We start from the raw sequence: 13,685 nt of genomic DNA on the forward strand, positions 1-13,685 counted from the left end.
TCCCCCACGCGAGCGCGCTCTAACCAGTGGTTAGGATCGTTCGGCTAGTCTGTCGGACGATCATTTCAGGGTCCGCGCCGCCGCATGGCCTACAATCACATCTTCGCTCGCGCCCGACGCCGGCTGGCCCGCTTCGCCGGCCGCTTCTCGCGCGCCGAGCAGGGCGCCACGGCGGTCGAGTTCGCCCTGGTCTTCATGCCCTTCCTGATGCTCGTCTTCGCCCTGATCGAGCTGGGCCTGGTCTATATGGTCTCGCTGCTGCTCGAGAACGCGGTCATCGACGTGGGCCGCACCATCCGCACCGGCGAGGTGCAGACCAACGGCGGCACGGCCGCCACCTTCAAGACCGCCGTCTGCAACAAGATCGGACCGATCGGCGCGATGAGCTGCGAGAGCGCCCTGCGGCTCGACGTGCGCACCTATGCCGACTACTCGACCGGCAACACCTCGGCCTCGGCCACCAACACCGTTCCGACCAGCATGCAGTGGAACCCGGGCACGGCCGGCTCGATCGTCCTGGTCCGCGCCTACTACACCTGGCCGCTGATCTCGCCGCTGATGCAGACCGGCTTCCAGAACGCCAGCGGCCAATGGGTCGTCTACGCCGCCACCGCCTTCACCAACGAGCCGTACGACCAATGATCCGCCCCTCGCCCCCCTGGCTGCAGAAGGTCCTCGGGAAGAGGGTCTGCCTGAAGACATTCTGGCGCGACAGCCGCGGCGTCTCGGCCATCGAGTTCGCCCTGATCGCCCCCGTGCTGATCCTGATGTATTTCGGCTTCGCCGAGACGACCCAGGCCATGATGGCCCAGCGTCGCCTGTCGAACATCACCGCGCAGATCGGCGACCTTGTCGCCCAGACCCCCCAGACCGGCCCGAGCAAGATGACCGACATCTTCAACATCGGGAATCTGATCATGGCGCCCTATCCGACCGCCGGCCTGAAGATGTGCATCTACAGCGTCGTCTCCAACGCCAAGGGCGAGGACACCGTCGCCTGGGTGCAGCCCAACCCCGCCGGCGTCGGCATGACCGGCTGCCCGGCCAAGGGCGCCCCCGTCACCGACATCTCGACCGGCGTGCTGGCGGCCAATCAGAGCATCATCGTCTCGCGGGCCACCTACGACTACACTTCGGCGACCAAGCTGGTCATGCCCACCACCATGACCTTCAAGCGCAACTACTACCTGCGCCCGCGCCGCTCCGACACGGTGACCTGGGTCAGCACGCTGTAGCAAGGCGCTCGACAAGCGGGTGCGGCGTGAAGGTCCGCTCGCCCAAGGGGGTGACGAGCCGCGAGAGCGGGCGCAAGCCGATCAGGCTGTTGGTCAGGAACACCGCCTCGGCCCGCTCCAGCGCCTCGACCCCGACGGCGACCGCCTCGACCGCTTCGGCCGCCATCAGCCGCGCCCGGGTGATCCCGGCCAGCACGCCGCAGTCCAGGCGCGGGGTGAACAGACGCCCGCCCTCGATCCAGAACAGATTGGCCGCCCCGGCGCAGGCGATCTCGCCGCGATTGTTCAGCATCACCGCCTCGTCGGCGCCGGCGGCCCTGGCCTCGGCCCGGGCCAGGACGTTGTCGAGATAGCTCAGGGTCTTCAGGCGCGAGGCGGGCGAGCCCTCGTTGCGGCGCGCGGCCGCGACGATCGCGCTGGCTGGCGTGACGACCGGCGCGGCCGGCGCGGCGGTGGCGAACAGGCGCGGCAGCGGCGCGGCCGGACGGTCCAGCCCCCGGCCGCCCGAACCGGCGGTCAGGGTCAGGCGCACGGCGAACCGGCCAGCGGCCGGCGCCGCACCGCGCACAAGCTGCTCGGCCTCATCGCGGTCGAACGGCAGGCCCAGCACGGCGCAGCCGGCGGCCATGCGGTCGAGATGGGCGGCCAGACGCGGCAGCGCGCCGTCGACCGCCAGCATCGTCTCGAACAGGCCGTCGCCGAGCAGCAAGCCCCTGTCCTCAAGAGGAATAATCATTCCGTCAGGGCCCTCTTCAGCGCGGCGATCTTGGCCTCGGTCTCCAGGCGCTCGCCGCGCGGATCGCTGTCGGCGACGATACCCGCCCCGGCGCGCGCCTCCAGGGTCCAACCCTGGCCATCCTCGACCAGGCCGACCGTGCGGATCAGCACGCTCGAGTCGAACGCCCCGTCGAAGCCGGCCCAGAACAGGCTGCCGCAATAGGGTCCGCGCGGCGGTTCCAGGCCGGCGATGACTTTCATCGCCTGGACCTTGGGCGCCCCGGTGATCGAGCCCGGCGGGAAGCTGGCCCGCAGCAGGTCGGCGACCGTCCGGCCGCCGGCCAGCTGGCCGGTCACCGTCGAAACCAGATGGTGGACGTTGGCGAAGCTCTCGACCTTGAACAGCTCGCGCGCCTTGACGCTGCCCGGCGGACTGACCCGGGCCAGGTCGTTGCGCATCAGATCCACGATCATCAGGTTCTCGGCGAGGTCCTTGTCGCTGGCCAGCAGCTCGGCGGCCAGGGCCCGGTCCTCCGCGGCGTCGCGGCCGCGGGGACGCGTGCCCTTGATCGGCTGGGTCAGGATCGCCCCGTCCGCGTCGACCTTCAGAAACCGTTCCGGCGAGTTGGAGACCACGGCCCGGCCCGGCAGGCGCAGATAGGCCGAGAACGGGGCCGGGCTCTGGCCGCGCAGCCGCGTGAACAGGTCGAACGGATCGGCGCCGGCGGCGAGCCGTCCGGTCCAGGCGCGGGCGATATTGGCCTGGAAGATCTCTCCGGAGAGGATGCGCCCGACCACGTCGGCCACCGCGACCTCGTAGGCCTCGCCGTCGGAGACGGTCAGATCCGGGCACAGCGGGCCGTCGAACGGCGCGCGATCGGACGGCGCGTCCAGCCAGGCCAGAGCCTCACGAGCGCGGGCTCCCGCCTCGGCGTCCGTCGCGCCTCGCCCCACGGCCACGACCTGCCGGGCGTGGTGATCGAAGGCCAGCAGGGCCGGATAGCGGGCGCAGCTCAGGTCCGGCCAGGCGGTGCGGGAGAGGCCCAGATCCTCGACGCGGTCGCCCAGTTCGTAGGCCGCCAGCCCGATGACCCCGCCCTGGAACGGCGGACCGTCGGGCTCGCTCGGCCGGCGGGGGCCGGTCAGCTCGGCGAGCCTGGCGAACGGATCGGCGGGATCGGCGGCGGCGAAGCTGAAGGTCGCGTCGGGCTGGCGCAGCAGATACGACCACCGCCCCGCTCCGCCGGTGACCAGGGCGCAGGCATACGGCTCGTCCCGGAACGGGGCCAGCGCCCACACCGGCTCGCGCCAGGGGGCGGTAAGGAGAGCGACGCGGCGCATGGCGCGGTGATGTAGCAGGCGGAGCAGACCCCCTCCACCGCCGTTCGGCGGTCCCCCTCCCCCAACGGGGGGAGGAGAGATTTCTCCGCCACCCTCTTGGGGGCGGACAGACCTGCGCTAGTAGGTGGGGGCTAGTGCTGAGCCTCCCGGCCCCCGCCCTTCACCGTGAACAGGCCGACCAGCCCCAGGGCCAGCAGGCCGGCGATCGGGATGAAGCCGGCCACCTGGCTGGCGAACATCTTGGTCGCCAGGGCCACCAGCAGCGAGCCCAGCCACATGGTGGCGGTGCCCGACAGCGAGAACAGGCCGAAGAAGGCGGCCATGCGGTCCGGCGGGGCCAGGCGCACCAGCAGGGTGCGGCTCGAGGCGTACTGGGCGGTGACGAAGACGGCGATCAGCAGGCCCAGGCCCAGATAGATCAGCTCCGGCAGGGTGCGGAACAGCGGGCCGTTCCAGACGGCCGGATGGGTCGCCGCGTCCCAGGTCCACAGGTACAGGATCTTCTCGCGGTCCATGCCCAGCGTGCCCAGCAGCACCAGGATGCAGATGCCGACCTCGACCTGGATCGCCCGCCGGGGACCCAGGGTCTTGTCCAGCCACGGCGCGATCAGGCCGCCCAGCACGCCGAAGATCGACAGCGAAATGCCGTAGGCCAGCATCTCCAGCTCGCCCCACTTCATCAGTCCGGCCGCGAACAGGCCGCCGAAGATCAGCAGGGCGGTCATGCCGTCGCAATAGAGCATCCGCGCGCCCAGGAACTTGGCGACGTCGGCGTGACCCTTGAGGTTGGCGAAGGTGTCGAGGATCAGCTTGACGCCCTCCTTGATCGCCGCGCCCAGCGAGGCGCCGGTGCGCGGCGCGTCGCGGGTCCACAGGAAGAACGGGATCGCCCCCAGCAGCATGACCGCCGCCGATAGCGGGCCGACGATGCGGCTAGGCTCGTGCTCGACTTGGCTGAGGCCGAACAGCGGCGCGCTGGGCACGAACGACCAGGGCACGACACCGGGCAGCACGAAGGCCCACATCACGAAGATCAGCAGACTGACCGACAGGCCGTTGGCCAGGGCGTAGCCCAGCCCCGACAGCACCGGCTCCTGGCCCTTCTCGGACGCCCGCGCCAGCAGGGAATTGTTGAGCACGTCGCCGCAGTTATAGGCCACGCCCAGGATGATCAGCGCCACGCCCACCAGATCAACGGGCAGGCCGCCGGGCTTGGCCCACCACAGGGCGAACAGCAAGGGCGCCATGATCGCCAGGATAAGGGCCATGAACGGCTTGCGCGGCCCGAACCGCTCGATCGAGGCGCCCAGGATCGGCGCCAGGGCGGCGGTCAGCAGGCCATAGACGGTGGAGATGTCGGCGACGGTCGCCTGGCCTCTGACCGAATCCCCGACCAGCACCCGCGAGAAATAGGGCGAGAAGACATAGATGGTGACCAGGATCACATAGGGGTCGCGTGAGCCCTGGTGCAGGATCCAGCTGAGCGCGCTTCGGGAGAGCTTCTGTTTGGGGGCGGGGACCAGGACATCGTCGCCGGCGACATCGCTCATGCCCGGAGGCGTACCCGCCAACTCGCTCATACCACACCCTAGTGACGCTCAGCCCTCTGATGGGGCAGTGGCGCGAGGCTGGACCTTAAACGAGCGTTTGTCACCTTACGGATTTTTCCCCTTCTCCCCTTGCGGGAGAAGGTGTCGACGAAGTCGACGGATGAGGGGTCTCTCGGTGGCGCAGCGCCACCCCTCACCCGACCCGCTTCGCGGGCCACCCTCTCCCGCAAGGGGAGAGGGTAAGCAGATCAGAGCAGAATATGCGCCCGCACCTTTTCGCGCGTGTCCGCGTCGAGCCCCACCGCCTGCTCAAGATAGCCATCCAGGCCGCCGTGCTCGGCCTTGATCACCTCGAACGCCGCCGCCAGGTAGCGGGCCTCGACGCCCATGGCCGCGCGCATGGCGGCCTCGTCCGGGCGGCGGCCGGTGATCCCCTCGATGTGGTCCATGAACATCGCCCCGCGACGGTCGAAGCGGGTCGGGTCATTGGTCAGCAGGTAGTCGTCGATGACGTCGTCGTCGGTCACGCCGGCGATGTGGTGGGTCAGGGCCGCCAGCACGCCGGTGCGATCCTTGCCCGCCGCGCAGTGGATCAGGGCCGGGCCCTTGCTCTCGGCCAACGCCAGGAAGAAGCGGCGGAAGAGGTCGATGTGCCGCTCCTTGAACGGCAGACGGCGATAGTACTCGTCCATGTAGTCGTGGACCGCGTCGACGGTCAGGTCCGTACTGGTGATGAACTCCAGCCACGGATCCGTCCCCGTGACGCCCAGGTCATTGTCGATCACCTGGGCGGAAAAGCCCGTCCAGCGGCGCGAGGGCGAACGCTCGCGCTCATTGGGCCGGCGCAGGTCGACCAGGGTGACGATGCCCAGGGCCGCCAGGGCCTCCAGGTCGGTGTCGGTCGCCTCGGCCTGGTGGGCGGCGCGGAACAGCACGCCCCGCTTCAGCCGCCCCGCCCCCGCGGCGTAGTCGCCGAAGTCGCGGAAGTTCTCGACGCCTTGCAGGGGGATGGTTCTGGTCATGGGCCGAATTAGCGCCGCCCAAACTCAAAATAAACCCCAAACCCGTTCTCCCCGGCGAAAGCCGGGGCCCAGATACATTCGGAAAGGCTGGGGTGTTCGCGCCTTGGGTCGTCGCCGAAACCACGAGAGCTCTGGGTTCGATCTGGGCCCCGGCTTTCGCCGGGGAGAACGGAAAATTTAAGCTACTTCCTCAGCAGCGGCTGGATGCGATCCTGCAGCGGTTGGTCGACATAGGTGTGAAACAGCCACGCGAAGCCATAGGCGATCGGGAAACCGGCCAGCCACATCAGCCACTGCCAGCCGATGCCGATCGGCACCGTCTCGATCAGCTTGTGCACGGCGCTCCAATAGATCACCCCGACGAAGATGTGGGTGATGAACAGGGCGAACGACAGCTTGGCGCCCTCCTCGATCCAGGCTCTCGGGCGCTTGACCGGCAGACGGCCGGCGCCCAGCACGATCATGGCGATAGCCAAGAGCGACGGGGCGTCGAACAGCCAGGGGTCGGGAAGGGCGTAGCGGTCCAGCGGCTGGGTGACGACCAGCAGGGCGACGCCGCCCCACAGCAGGGCCTTGGCCGCCGTCTCCGACGGCCAGCGCATGTCGACGACCCGCGCCAGGCAGACGCCCAGGATGAACAGCGGCAGGGCGCGCACCACGCCGTACTGGAACTGCAGATCCGGCAGGGCATGGTGGAAGACGTGGCGGGCGATCACCTCGAACACGCCCAGGATCGCGGCCGCGCCCAGCGGCAGGATCCAGGCGTGGCGCACCTTGCTGACCGTCTTCCAGAAGAACGGGAACAGGGCGTAGCAGACGATCAGGGCCGACAGCGACCAGCTGGGCAGGTTCCAGCCGTCGCTGGTGAAGCCCCAGGCGTGAACCAGGAAGGCCTGGGCCGGCAGCTGATCCCAGGCGAAGCGGCTGGGCTTGTGGGCGTCGGTGCCGACGGTGTTGAGCAGCAGCACCAGCACGGCCAGCATGGCCAGCACCACGAGGTGCCCCGGCCACACCCGCGCCGCGCGGCGAACCCAGAAGCGCGGGGTGCTGATATGCCCCTTGATCACCGAGCCGCCATAGGCTCGGCCCAGCACGTAGCCGGACAGCATCAGGAAGAAGTCCGTCGCCAGGAAGCCGCGCGAGAACACCTGGCCGAAGCGCTCGATCCGCATCGGGCTCTCGGCGCCATAGTGATAGACGACGATCAGCAGCGAGGCGAGGAAGCGCAGGAAATCCAGCGCGCCGCCCCGGACGGCGGCCTTGTCGGGACGCTCCAGCACAACCGCGGCCTGCGGCGCGTCCGGAGGAATCTGGGAAAGCGGGACGGTCACAGGCCCCGCCATAACAAAGCCGGCGCCCGTGTGAAAGCCGTGTCCGGAACGTCGTCTTGCGGTATGGCGTCGCGGCCACTATCTGCAACTCCTACTGTTTCTAATAGGCCCAACCCCATAGGATCGACCATGTCTCGCCTGCCCGTCCTGTTCGTCGGCCACGGCTCGCCGATGAACGCCATCGAGGACAATGCCTGGAGCCGCGACTGGCGCAGGCTGGGCCAGACCCTGCCGCGTCCCAAGGCGGTGCTGATGGTCAGCGCCCACTGGGAGACTCGCGGCGCCTCGGCGGTCAGCGCTTCCAGCGCGCCCGAGACCATCCATGATTTCGGCGGCTTTCCGCAGGCGCTGTTCGATGTCCAGTACCGCGCGCCGGGCGATCCGGCCCTGGCGGGGCGGGTCGCCGAGCTCCTCTCCCCCGACGTCGTGGTCCAGCACCCGACGCGCGGCCTGGACCACGGCGCCTGGGGCGTGCTGAAGCCGATGTATCCCGACGCGGACGTGCCGGTGGTGCAGCTCGGCATCGACCGCGGCCGGCCGGACCGCTGGCACTACGAGGCCGGCCGCCGCCTGGCCGCCCTGCGCGACGAGGGCGTGCTGATCATGGGCAGCGGCGACATCGTCCACAACCTGCGCGCGGCCGACTTCCGGCGACCCGAGGCGCCGCCGTGGGCCGACCGCTTCAACGAGACGGCCAAGGCGCTGATCCTGGCGGGCGATCATGAGCCGCTGATCGACTGGCGCGGCCTGGGTCCGGACGCGGAGATCTCGATCAACAGCGCCGAGCACTATCTGCCGCTGCTCTATGTGCTGGGCGCGCAGACGCCGGGCGAGCCGATGAGCTTCTTCACGGATGACGTGTTCGCGGCGATCTCGATGACGGGGGTGCGGGTCGGTTAGAGCGGCGCTGTAAGTCTCTCCTCCCCCTTTGGGGGAGGTGGATCGGCGCGGATACGCGACGAGACGGAGGGGGATGACGCAGGCCTAAATTAGCGCGGCGCCGACCCCCTCCACCGCCGTTCGGCGGTCCCCCTCCCCCAATAGGGGGAGGAGAGAGCACCGGCTGGTTCACAGCGCCGCCGCCGCCTTCTCCGCCGCGGCCAGCCGCTGCTCCATCCCCTTGCCGTACATCCCCGAGATCCGCGCCAGCACCTCGGCCGGCGCGGTCTCCGGCCGGCCGGCGTCGAACGGCGGGGCCGGCGCATACTCGACCGCCAGCTGGATCCCCTGCGCCACCGCCTCGCCGGCCAGTTCGGCCACGACGGTCAGGGCGAAGTCGATGCCCGCCGTCACCCCGCCGCCGGTGATGTAGCGTCCGTCCCGCGCCACCCGCGACGGATCGGGGATGGCGCCGAACAGCGCCAGCTGGTCGCGCCAGGCCCAATGGCACGCCGCCCGCCTGCCCTTCAGCAGTCCCGCCGCGCCCAGCACCAGCGAGCCGGTGCAGACCGAGGTCACGTACCGCGCGCCATCGGCCAGCCGCCGGATTTCCGCGATGAAGTCCATGTCGCCCATGGCCTGTGTCGTCCCGAACCCGCCCGGCACGATCAGCACGTCGCAGGCCTCGATGTCCGACAGTTTCGGCAGGCGCGCGAAGACCAGGCCGTCGGCCTCGATCTCGCCGCCCTCCAGGCTGGCCACCGTCACCTTGGCGCCGGGCAGGCGGCAGAGGATCTGGTGCGGACCGGTGAAGTCCAGGTGGGTCACGCCGGGGAAGATGGCGATCACGATTTGCAACTGCTGGCTCATGCGATGGTCTCCGTCATGATTTGCGTGGAGACCATGGTTCGGTTAGCGTTCGTCTGAAATGACATAGTTCCCACGGTTTCAGCCAAGGCTAAGGGCATGACCCGCGCGATCGGCTTTCTGGTCTATCCCGGTTTCCAGCTTCTGGACGCCACCGGCCCCATCGCCGCCTTCGAGATCGCCGGGCGGTTCTCGCCGGGCGCCTATGCCTTGCATTTCCTGTCGCTGCGCGGCGAGCCGACGCCCAGCTCGTCGGGCGTGACGATCCACACCACCGCCCTGGCCGACGCGCCGCGCCTCGACACCCTGCTGGTGTCCGGCGGCGACGGGGTGAAGGTCCCAGCCACCTGCCCCGAGACCCTGGCCTTCGTCCGCGCCGCCGGCCGCGACTGCCGCCGCGTGGCCTCGGTCTGCTCTGGCGCCTATGTCCTGGCCGAGGCGGGCCTCCTGGACGGCAAGCGCGCCACCACCCACTGGAGCCGGACGAAGGACTTCCAACGCCGCTATCCCGACGTGAAGCTGGAGCCCGACCGCATCTGGATTCAGGACGGGGCGGTGTGGAGCTCGGCCGGCATCACCGCCGGCATCGACCTGTCCCTGGCCCTGATCGGCGCCGACGAGGGCGAGGCCATCGCCCGCCGCACCGCCCAGCAGTTGGTGGTCTATCACCACCGCCCCGGCGGCCAGTCGCAGTTCTCGGCGCTGATCGACCTGCGCCCCGGGCGCTTCGACGCCCTGCTGTCCTGGGCCCGCCAGAACCTGGCGCGGTCCCTGTCGGTCGAGCAGCTGGCCGACCGCGCCGCCATGAGCCCGCGCAACTTCGCCCGCCTGTTCGCCCAGGAGACCGGCGTCACCCCCGCCAAGGCCGTCGAGCGCCTGCGGGTCGAGGCCGCCCGCGCTCTGCTGGACAGCCAGCCGCTGCAGGTCGAGGACGTGGCCCTGGAGACCGGGTTCGGCGACAGCGAGCGGATGCGCCGGGCCTTCATCCGCGCCTTCGGCCAGCCGCCCCAGGCGCTGCGGCGATCGGCCAAGAGCGTCTGAAACGCCGAGCCCACCGCCCCCTTGCCTCGCCGGGGCCGCGACCAAGCATGGCCGTACCTTCGGGACATCGCCCCGCAACATAGGGGCCGCAGCGTGCGTTTCGGGATCGAGGGACTATTCGATCTTGGAGCACATCATGCCCGTCGCGAAACTGCTGGGCGTCACCGCCCTGGCGGCCGCCACCCTGGCCCTGACCGTCCCGTCGACGGCCGGCGCCTTCGACCGATACGATCGCCACGATCGCTACGACTATCGCTACGACCGCCATCACGCTCGCCACGACCGCGTGCGCTATGATCGCGGCCGGCACTATCGCCCCCACAAGGTGCGGGTGTGCCGCCCCGAGTGGCGACACCATCACCGGGTGACCGTCTGCCGCTACGTCTGGCGCTAAGGTCGCGCGGGCCGCCCGCCTGATCCGCGGGCGGCCTCGCTCCTGTCTAATCCGGCGCGCCCCGCGCCTTTTCCAGGGCCTCATCGACCCGATGGGCCGCGGCCGTGCCGCCAGCGTCGTCGGCGGCGATGTCGCCCTGATCGTTCAGGTCGGTATTGGCCTTGGTGATGGCCTCTTCGGCCTTCTCTTCGGACATCTTGTCGGGGTTCGAGCTGACTGTGGGCATCGGGACGCTCCTGCGGGATGGTTCTGGATCAACCCCGGGGCCGTGCGCCTGTTCCGACGGCTAAGCCGCTTCGGCGTCCGTCGTCGGCAGGAACGGCGAGATCACCGCCGTGGCGCGCGCGATCCAAGCCGCCTTCTCGCCCACGGGCGCGACATAGTGGATCACCTCCTCGGCCGCCTCCAGCCCGGCGGCGCGCGCGATGACCCAGGCGGCCAGATACTGCGAAGCCAGGCAGCCGCCCGCCGTGGCGACATTGCCGTGGGCCACGAACGGCGCGTCCAGCACCTGGACCCCCGCCTCGATGACCCAGGGCTTGGTGGTCAGGTCCGTACAGGCCGGCAGATCGCCGACCAGACCCAGCTTGGCCAGGATCAGCGTGCCCGAACACTGCGCCCCGATCAGCTGGCGCGCCGGGTCGAGCTGGATCCGGGCCAGCAGATCGGCGTCGGCGGCCACCTCGCGGGTCTTGATCCCGCTGCCGATGATCACCGCGTCGGCTTCGGCGGCGAACTCCAGCGGTCGCTGGCGCTGGACCGTCACGCCGTTCAGCGACGTGACCTCCGGGGTCGGGCTGGTGATGTGCGCCGCCCAGCCGCTGGCCTTCATGCGGTTGAGGATCGCCGCGGCGATGAACGAGTCCAGCTCGTTGAAGCCGTCGAACGTCAGCACCGCGATCTGCATGGGAAGTCTCCTATCCCGCCAACCTAACCGGCCGGCGTAATCCGCTCAACGCGATTGAAGCCCCCAACCCTTGGCCCGGGCTTCGGATCGGTCCAGGCTGGACGCCATGCTCTATCTCGTCATCAAGGCCGCCGTCTCGGGGGTGATCGTCGCCGCCGTGTCGGAGATCGCCAAGCGCTATCCGGGCCTGGGCGGCTTGGTGGCGTCGCTGCCGCTGGTCTCGGTGCTGGGCATGATCTGGCTGTGGCGCGACACTCACGATCCGGCGCGGATGGCGGCCCACGCCAGCGGCACGTTCTGGTTCGTCCTGCCATCGCTGCCGATGTTCCTGCTGATCCCGGCGATGCTGAAGCGCGGCGCGCCGTTCTGGACGGCTCTCGTCGCCGGCTGCGTTCTGACCATGGCGCTTTACGCGGCGATGGTCTGGGCCGGGCCGAAGCTGGGCCTGAAGCTGTAGCTCAACCTCTGGACGCGCCGCGCGCGCACCGATAGCCTTCCCGCGTTCGCGGAGGGGTCATGCGCGGTCCGAACCACATCCTGCCGACGCTGGCGGCGCTGGCCCTCTCGTCGCTGGGCGGGCTAGCGCACGCCGCGGCGTGCGAGCAGCGCTCGCCGACCGTGTTCGCCCTCAGCGGCGAGACCAACCCGGCCATGGCCGACTGCGTGGCCGCCAAGCTGCAGCCGACCACGACCGAGCTGGTCGTCGACAGCCAGGGCGGTCCCAGCGGCGCGGCCATGGACATCGCCGAGCGCCTCTCGGGCCTGGGCGACCTGACGATCCGGGTTGACGGCCAGTGCGCCTCGTCCTGCGCCAACTATGTCCTGCCGCTGGGCCGACGCCTGCTGATCGGGCGCCAGGCGATCATCATGGTCCATGGCGGCATGGACCCCGCCCAGGTCGCCAAGGTCGAGCCGAACAAGAAGGCCATGATCCAGGCCCTGGCCGACAGGCAGCTGGCCTTCGCGCGCCGCCACAGGATCCCGCCCGGCTGGCTGCTCTACCGCACGGCGGCGGCGCCCACGCGGGTCGACGGCCTGGACGGCGCCTATCGCTGGCGGACCACGCCCGAGGCCGAACTCTATCTGGTCGAGGCGCCGATGTTGCGCTCGTGCCTGCCCCGCCTGGATGTCACCGCCTACGAGACCTGGCTGAAAGGCCAGATGACCCCGGAACGGATCGCGCGCCTCAAGAAGAGCCGCATCGCCGCCACCGGCACGATCGTCTGCAATGGGCAGGGGTGGTAGGCGGCGGACCTCGGGAGCCGAAAACCTCGTCCTTCGACAAGCTCAGGATGAGGTTTTCCACTGAACCGTCGTCGAAACTAGTCCTCACCCTGAGCTTGTCGAAGGGCGAGGACGGGCCTGCTCACAGTCCCGTCCGGTCCAGACGCAGAACCATGCCGTCTACCCCTTGGCCTCCAGCCGCGCCGTCAGCGCGGTCATCTGGGCCTCGAGCCGTCCCAGCGCCTCGGCGTGCTGCTTGCCCAGCGCGACGATGTCACGCTCGCGCAGGGCGTCCAGCTTGTCGTGCAGGTGTATGATCTCCAGCTCGGCCCGCAGGTTGACGACATAGTCGTGCTCGGCGTTCTGGCGATCCTTCAGCGCCTGGCGGTTCTGGCTCATCATGATCACCGGGGCCTGCAGCGCCGCGACGGTGGACAGCAGCAGGTTGAGGAAGATGAACGGATAGGGGTCGAAAGCCAGGTTCAGCGGCTTGAGCGCGACATTGACCGCCGTCCATAGCAGCAAGGCCGCGCTGAAACCGCCGATGAAACCCCACGAGCCGCCGACCGCCGCCACCTTGTCGGCCAGCCGGTCCCAGAACGAGCGGTCGTCATTGAGCAGGATCGAGTTCAGGCCGGTCGGCGCCTCGGCGCAGATCAGGTCGATGACGCTCTTCTGGACCTCGTTCAGCTGTCCATAGGGGACAGACAGAAGTTGGCGGGACAACTGGTCGAGGCGGTCGTCGACATTCATGGGCGGGCTCTTGGGCAGGTGAAGACCGGATCATCGGCTGAGCCGGCGTGCGAAACCAACTTAAGCGTCATCACCCGGTGATTGACAGGCCCGCCTTCGCAAGGCGACGCTCGGCGGGTCGGGTGGGGCCGACCTCAAGTCAAACCGATCGATGGAGACGACCGATGGCCCATAAGTTCGTGATCAAGAAGAACAAGGCGGGCGAGTTCGTCGCCTACTTCACCTACAACAGCGAGACCATCTTCTGGACCGAAGGCTATGCGTCGAAGGCCTCGGCCAAGAACGCGATCGAGTCGATCCTGAAGAACGGCCCGGGCGCCGAGATCGACGACCAGACGGACTGAGGCTCTCCTCCCCCTTCATGGGGAGGTGGATCGCCGCGAAGCGCGGCGAGACGGAGGGGGCTGGTCAGGCCTCGATAGCG

General features: G+C 69.4%; 17 protein-coding genes and 1 pseudogene. 9 read left to right on the plus strand and 9 right to left on the minus strand.

The genetic code is table 11. From position 1 onward, the window contains the following. Positions 1-84 precede the first annotated feature (84 nt). Together AC1RJ9_RS11430 and AC1RJ9_RS11435 are read left to right on the plus strand one after the other, a co-directional pair. Positions 85-642 (plus strand): TadE/TadG family type IV pilus assembly protein, encoded by a 558-nt coding sequence (locus AC1RJ9_RS11430; protein ID WP_492837009.1) that lies wholly within the window; start codon positions 85-87, stop codon positions 640-642. Beyond that, a complete protein-coding gene (locus AC1RJ9_RS11435) occupies positions 639-1,235 on the plus strand; it encodes a TadE/TadG family type IV pilus assembly protein (RefSeq protein ID WP_492837010.1) in 597 nt (198 codons plus the stop codon). The genes AC1RJ9_RS11430 and AC1RJ9_RS11435 overlap by 4 nt, the downstream gene beginning before the upstream one ends. On the opposite strand, the gene AC1RJ9_RS11440 is transcribed toward AC1RJ9_RS11435, so the two are convergent. The 3 genes from AC1RJ9_RS11440 to AC1RJ9_RS11450 form a co-directional block, all read right to left on the minus strand. Next, the gene (locus tag AC1RJ9_RS11440; RefSeq protein WP_492837011.1) at positions 1,222-1,971 is read right to left on the minus strand and encodes an aminotransferase class IV; all 750 of its coding nucleotides are present in this window, start codon (positions 1,969-1,971) and stop codon (positions 1,222-1,224) included. The genes AC1RJ9_RS11435 and AC1RJ9_RS11440 overlap by 14 nt on opposite strands. Further along, positions 1,968-3,293 (minus strand): aminodeoxychorismate synthase, component I, encoded by a 1,326-nt coding sequence (gene pabB, locus AC1RJ9_RS11445; protein WP_492837012.1) that lies wholly within the window; start codon positions 3,291-3,293, stop codon positions 1,968-1,970. The genes AC1RJ9_RS11440 and pabB overlap by 4 nt, the downstream gene beginning before the upstream one ends. A 131-nt stretch (positions 3,294-3,424) precedes the next feature. Next, entirely contained in the window at positions 3,425-4,873 is a 1,449-nt protein-coding gene (locus tag AC1RJ9_RS11450; protein WP_492837013.1) for an MFS transporter, read from the minus strand. A gap of 81 nt (positions 4,874-4,954) precedes the next feature. On the opposite strand from AC1RJ9_RS11450, the pseudogene AC1RJ9_RS11455 reads away from it, so the two are divergent. Continuing rightward, positions 4,955-5,084 (plus strand): annotated as a pseudogene (locus AC1RJ9_RS11455) (hypothetical protein); the annotation flags it as partial. 7 nt (positions 5,085-5,091) lie between these two features. On the opposite strand, the gene AC1RJ9_RS11460 reads toward AC1RJ9_RS11455, so the two are convergent. Both AC1RJ9_RS11460 and AC1RJ9_RS11465 read right to left on the minus strand, forming a co-directional pair. Further along, positions 5,092-5,865 carry a tyrosine-protein phosphatase gene (locus tag AC1RJ9_RS11460; protein ID WP_492837014.1) on the minus strand — a complete coding sequence of 258 codons (774 nt, stop codon included), beginning with the start codon at positions 5,863-5,865 and terminating at the stop codon, positions 5,092-5,094. Positions 5,866-6,047: 182 nt separating this feature from the next. Then, positions 6,048-7,208, minus strand: coding sequence for an acyltransferase family protein (locus tag AC1RJ9_RS11465; RefSeq protein ID WP_492837015.1), 1,161 nt, complete (start codon positions 7,206-7,208; stop codon positions 6,048-6,050). Between the two features lie 117 nt (positions 7,209-7,325). Between AC1RJ9_RS11465 and ygiD the strand changes: the two genes are divergently transcribed. Further along, complete coding sequence (gene ygiD, locus AC1RJ9_RS11470; protein WP_492837016.1) at positions 7,326-8,096, plus strand: 4,5-DOPA-extradiol-dioxygenase; 771 nt, start codon at positions 7,326-7,328, stop codon at positions 8,094-8,096. Positions 8,097-8,264: 168 nt separating this feature from the next. On the opposite strand, the gene AC1RJ9_RS11475 is transcribed toward ygiD, so the two are convergent. Next, entirely contained in the window at positions 8,265-8,945 is a 681-nt protein-coding gene (locus AC1RJ9_RS11475; protein WP_492837017.1) for a DJ-1/PfpI family protein, read from the minus strand. Between the two features lie 96 nt (positions 8,946-9,041). Between AC1RJ9_RS11475 and AC1RJ9_RS11480 the strand changes: the two genes are divergently transcribed. Together AC1RJ9_RS11480 and AC1RJ9_RS11485 are read left to right on the plus strand one after the other, a co-directional pair. Continuing rightward, positions 9,042-9,983 (plus strand): GlxA family transcriptional regulator, encoded by a 942-nt coding sequence (locus tag AC1RJ9_RS11480; protein WP_492837018.1) that lies wholly within the window; start codon positions 9,042-9,044, stop codon positions 9,981-9,983. Positions 9,984-10,119: 136 nt separating this feature from the next. Further along, positions 10,120-10,377, plus strand: a complete 258-nt coding sequence (locus AC1RJ9_RS11485) for a hypothetical protein (RefSeq protein ID WP_492837019.1) — start codon at positions 10,120-10,122, stop codon at positions 10,375-10,377. Positions 10,378-10,423: 46 nt separating this feature from the next. Here the strand turns inward: AC1RJ9_RS11485 and AC1RJ9_RS11490 are convergent, their stop codons facing one another. Next, positions 10,424-10,603 carry a hypothetical protein gene (locus AC1RJ9_RS11490; protein ID WP_492837020.1) on the minus strand — a complete coding sequence of 60 codons (180 nt, stop codon included), beginning with the start codon at positions 10,601-10,603 and terminating at the stop codon, positions 10,424-10,426. Positions 10,604-10,663: 60 nt separating this feature from the next. Next, positions 10,664-11,284, minus strand: coding sequence for a DJ-1/PfpI family protein (locus AC1RJ9_RS11495; protein ID WP_492837021.1), 621 nt, complete (start codon positions 11,282-11,284; stop codon positions 10,664-10,666). A gap of 70 nt (positions 11,285-11,354) precedes the next feature. Here AC1RJ9_RS11495 and AC1RJ9_RS11500 point away from each other — a divergent pair, with 70 nt between their 5' ends. Together AC1RJ9_RS11500 and AC1RJ9_RS11505 are read left to right on the plus strand one after the other, a co-directional pair. Continuing rightward, positions 11,355-11,741, plus strand: coding sequence for a DUF3147 family protein (locus AC1RJ9_RS11500; protein ID WP_492837022.1), 387 nt, complete (start codon positions 11,355-11,357; stop codon positions 11,739-11,741). A 59-nt stretch (positions 11,742-11,800) separates the two neighbouring features. Beyond that, on the plus strand, positions 11,801-12,529 hold the full coding sequence (locus AC1RJ9_RS11505) for a hypothetical protein (protein WP_492837023.1): 729 nt from the start codon (positions 11,801-11,803) through the stop codon (positions 12,527-12,529). A gap of 159 nt (positions 12,530-12,688) precedes the next feature. On the opposite strand, the gene AC1RJ9_RS11510 is transcribed toward AC1RJ9_RS11505, so the two are convergent. Further along, a complete protein-coding gene (locus AC1RJ9_RS11510; RefSeq protein WP_492837024.1) occupies positions 12,689-13,261 on the minus strand; it encodes a DUF1003 domain-containing protein in 573 nt (190 codons plus the stop codon). A 164-nt stretch (positions 13,262-13,425) separates the two neighbouring features. On the opposite strand from AC1RJ9_RS11510, the gene AC1RJ9_RS11515 reads away from it, so the two are divergent. Beyond that, positions 13,426-13,605 (plus strand): YegP family protein, encoded by a 180-nt coding sequence (locus AC1RJ9_RS11515; RefSeq protein ID WP_099580967.1) that lies wholly within the window; start codon positions 13,426-13,428, stop codon positions 13,603-13,605. Positions 13,606-13,685: the final 80 nt, after the last annotated feature.

It is taken from the genome of Caulobacter sp. GW822-FHT07D08, from assembly GCF_058798735.1.

Excerpts from the sequence above, each read along its gene's own strand:
- AC1RJ9_RS11430 (WP_492837009.1), top strand. The coding sequence starts at position 85 with ATGGCCTACAATCACATCTTCGCTCGCGCCCGACGCCGGCTGGCCCGC.
- AC1RJ9_RS11435 (WP_492837010.1), top strand. The coding sequence starts at position 639 with ATGATCCGCCCCTCGCCCCCCTGGCTGCAGAAGGTCCTCGGGAAGAGG.
- AC1RJ9_RS11440 (WP_492837011.1), bottom strand. The coding sequence starts at position 1,971 with ATGATTATTCCTCTTGAGGACAGGGGCTTGCTGCTCGGCGACGGCCTG.
- pabB (WP_492837012.1), bottom strand. The coding sequence starts at position 3,293 with ATGCGCCGCGTCGCTCTCCTTACCGCCCCCTGGCGCGAGCCGGTGTGG.
- AC1RJ9_RS11450 (WP_492837013.1), bottom strand. The coding sequence starts at position 4,873 with ATGAGCGAGTTGGCGGGTACGCCTCCGGGCATGAGCGATGTCGCCGGC.
- AC1RJ9_RS11460 (WP_492837014.1), bottom strand. The coding sequence starts at position 5,865 with ATGACCAGAACCATCCCCCTGCAAGGCGTCGAGAACTTCCGCGACTTC.
- AC1RJ9_RS11465 (WP_492837015.1), bottom strand. The coding sequence starts at position 7,208 with ATGGCGGGGCCTGTGACCGTCCCGCTTTCCCAGATTCCTCCGGACGCG.
- ygiD (WP_492837016.1), top strand. The coding sequence starts at position 7,326 with ATGTCTCGCCTGCCCGTCCTGTTCGTCGGCCACGGCTCGCCGATGAAC.
- AC1RJ9_RS11475 (WP_492837017.1), bottom strand. The coding sequence starts at position 8,945 with ATGAGCCAGCAGTTGCAAATCGTGATCGCCATCTTCCCCGGCGTGACC.
- AC1RJ9_RS11480 (WP_492837018.1), top strand. The coding sequence starts at position 9,042 with ATGACCCGCGCGATCGGCTTTCTGGTCTATCCCGGTTTCCAGCTTCTG.
- AC1RJ9_RS11485 (WP_492837019.1), top strand. The coding sequence starts at position 10,120 with ATGCCCGTCGCGAAACTGCTGGGCGTCACCGCCCTGGCGGCCGCCACC.
- AC1RJ9_RS11490 (WP_492837020.1), bottom strand. The coding sequence starts at position 10,603 with ATGCCCACAGTCAGCTCGAACCCCGACAAGATGTCCGAAGAGAAGGCC.
- AC1RJ9_RS11495 (WP_492837021.1), bottom strand. The coding sequence starts at position 11,284 with ATGCAGATCGCGGTGCTGACGTTCGACGGCTTCAACGAGCTGGACTCG.
- AC1RJ9_RS11505 (WP_492837023.1), top strand. The coding sequence starts at position 11,801 with ATGCGCGGTCCGAACCACATCCTGCCGACGCTGGCGGCGCTGGCCCTC.
- AC1RJ9_RS11510 (WP_492837024.1), bottom strand. The coding sequence starts at position 13,261 with ATGAATGTCGACGACCGCCTCGACCAGTTGTCCCGCCAACTTCTGTCT.
- AC1RJ9_RS11515 (WP_099580967.1), top strand. The coding sequence starts at position 13,426 with ATGGCCCATAAGTTCGTGATCAAGAAGAACAAGGCGGGCGAGTTCGTC.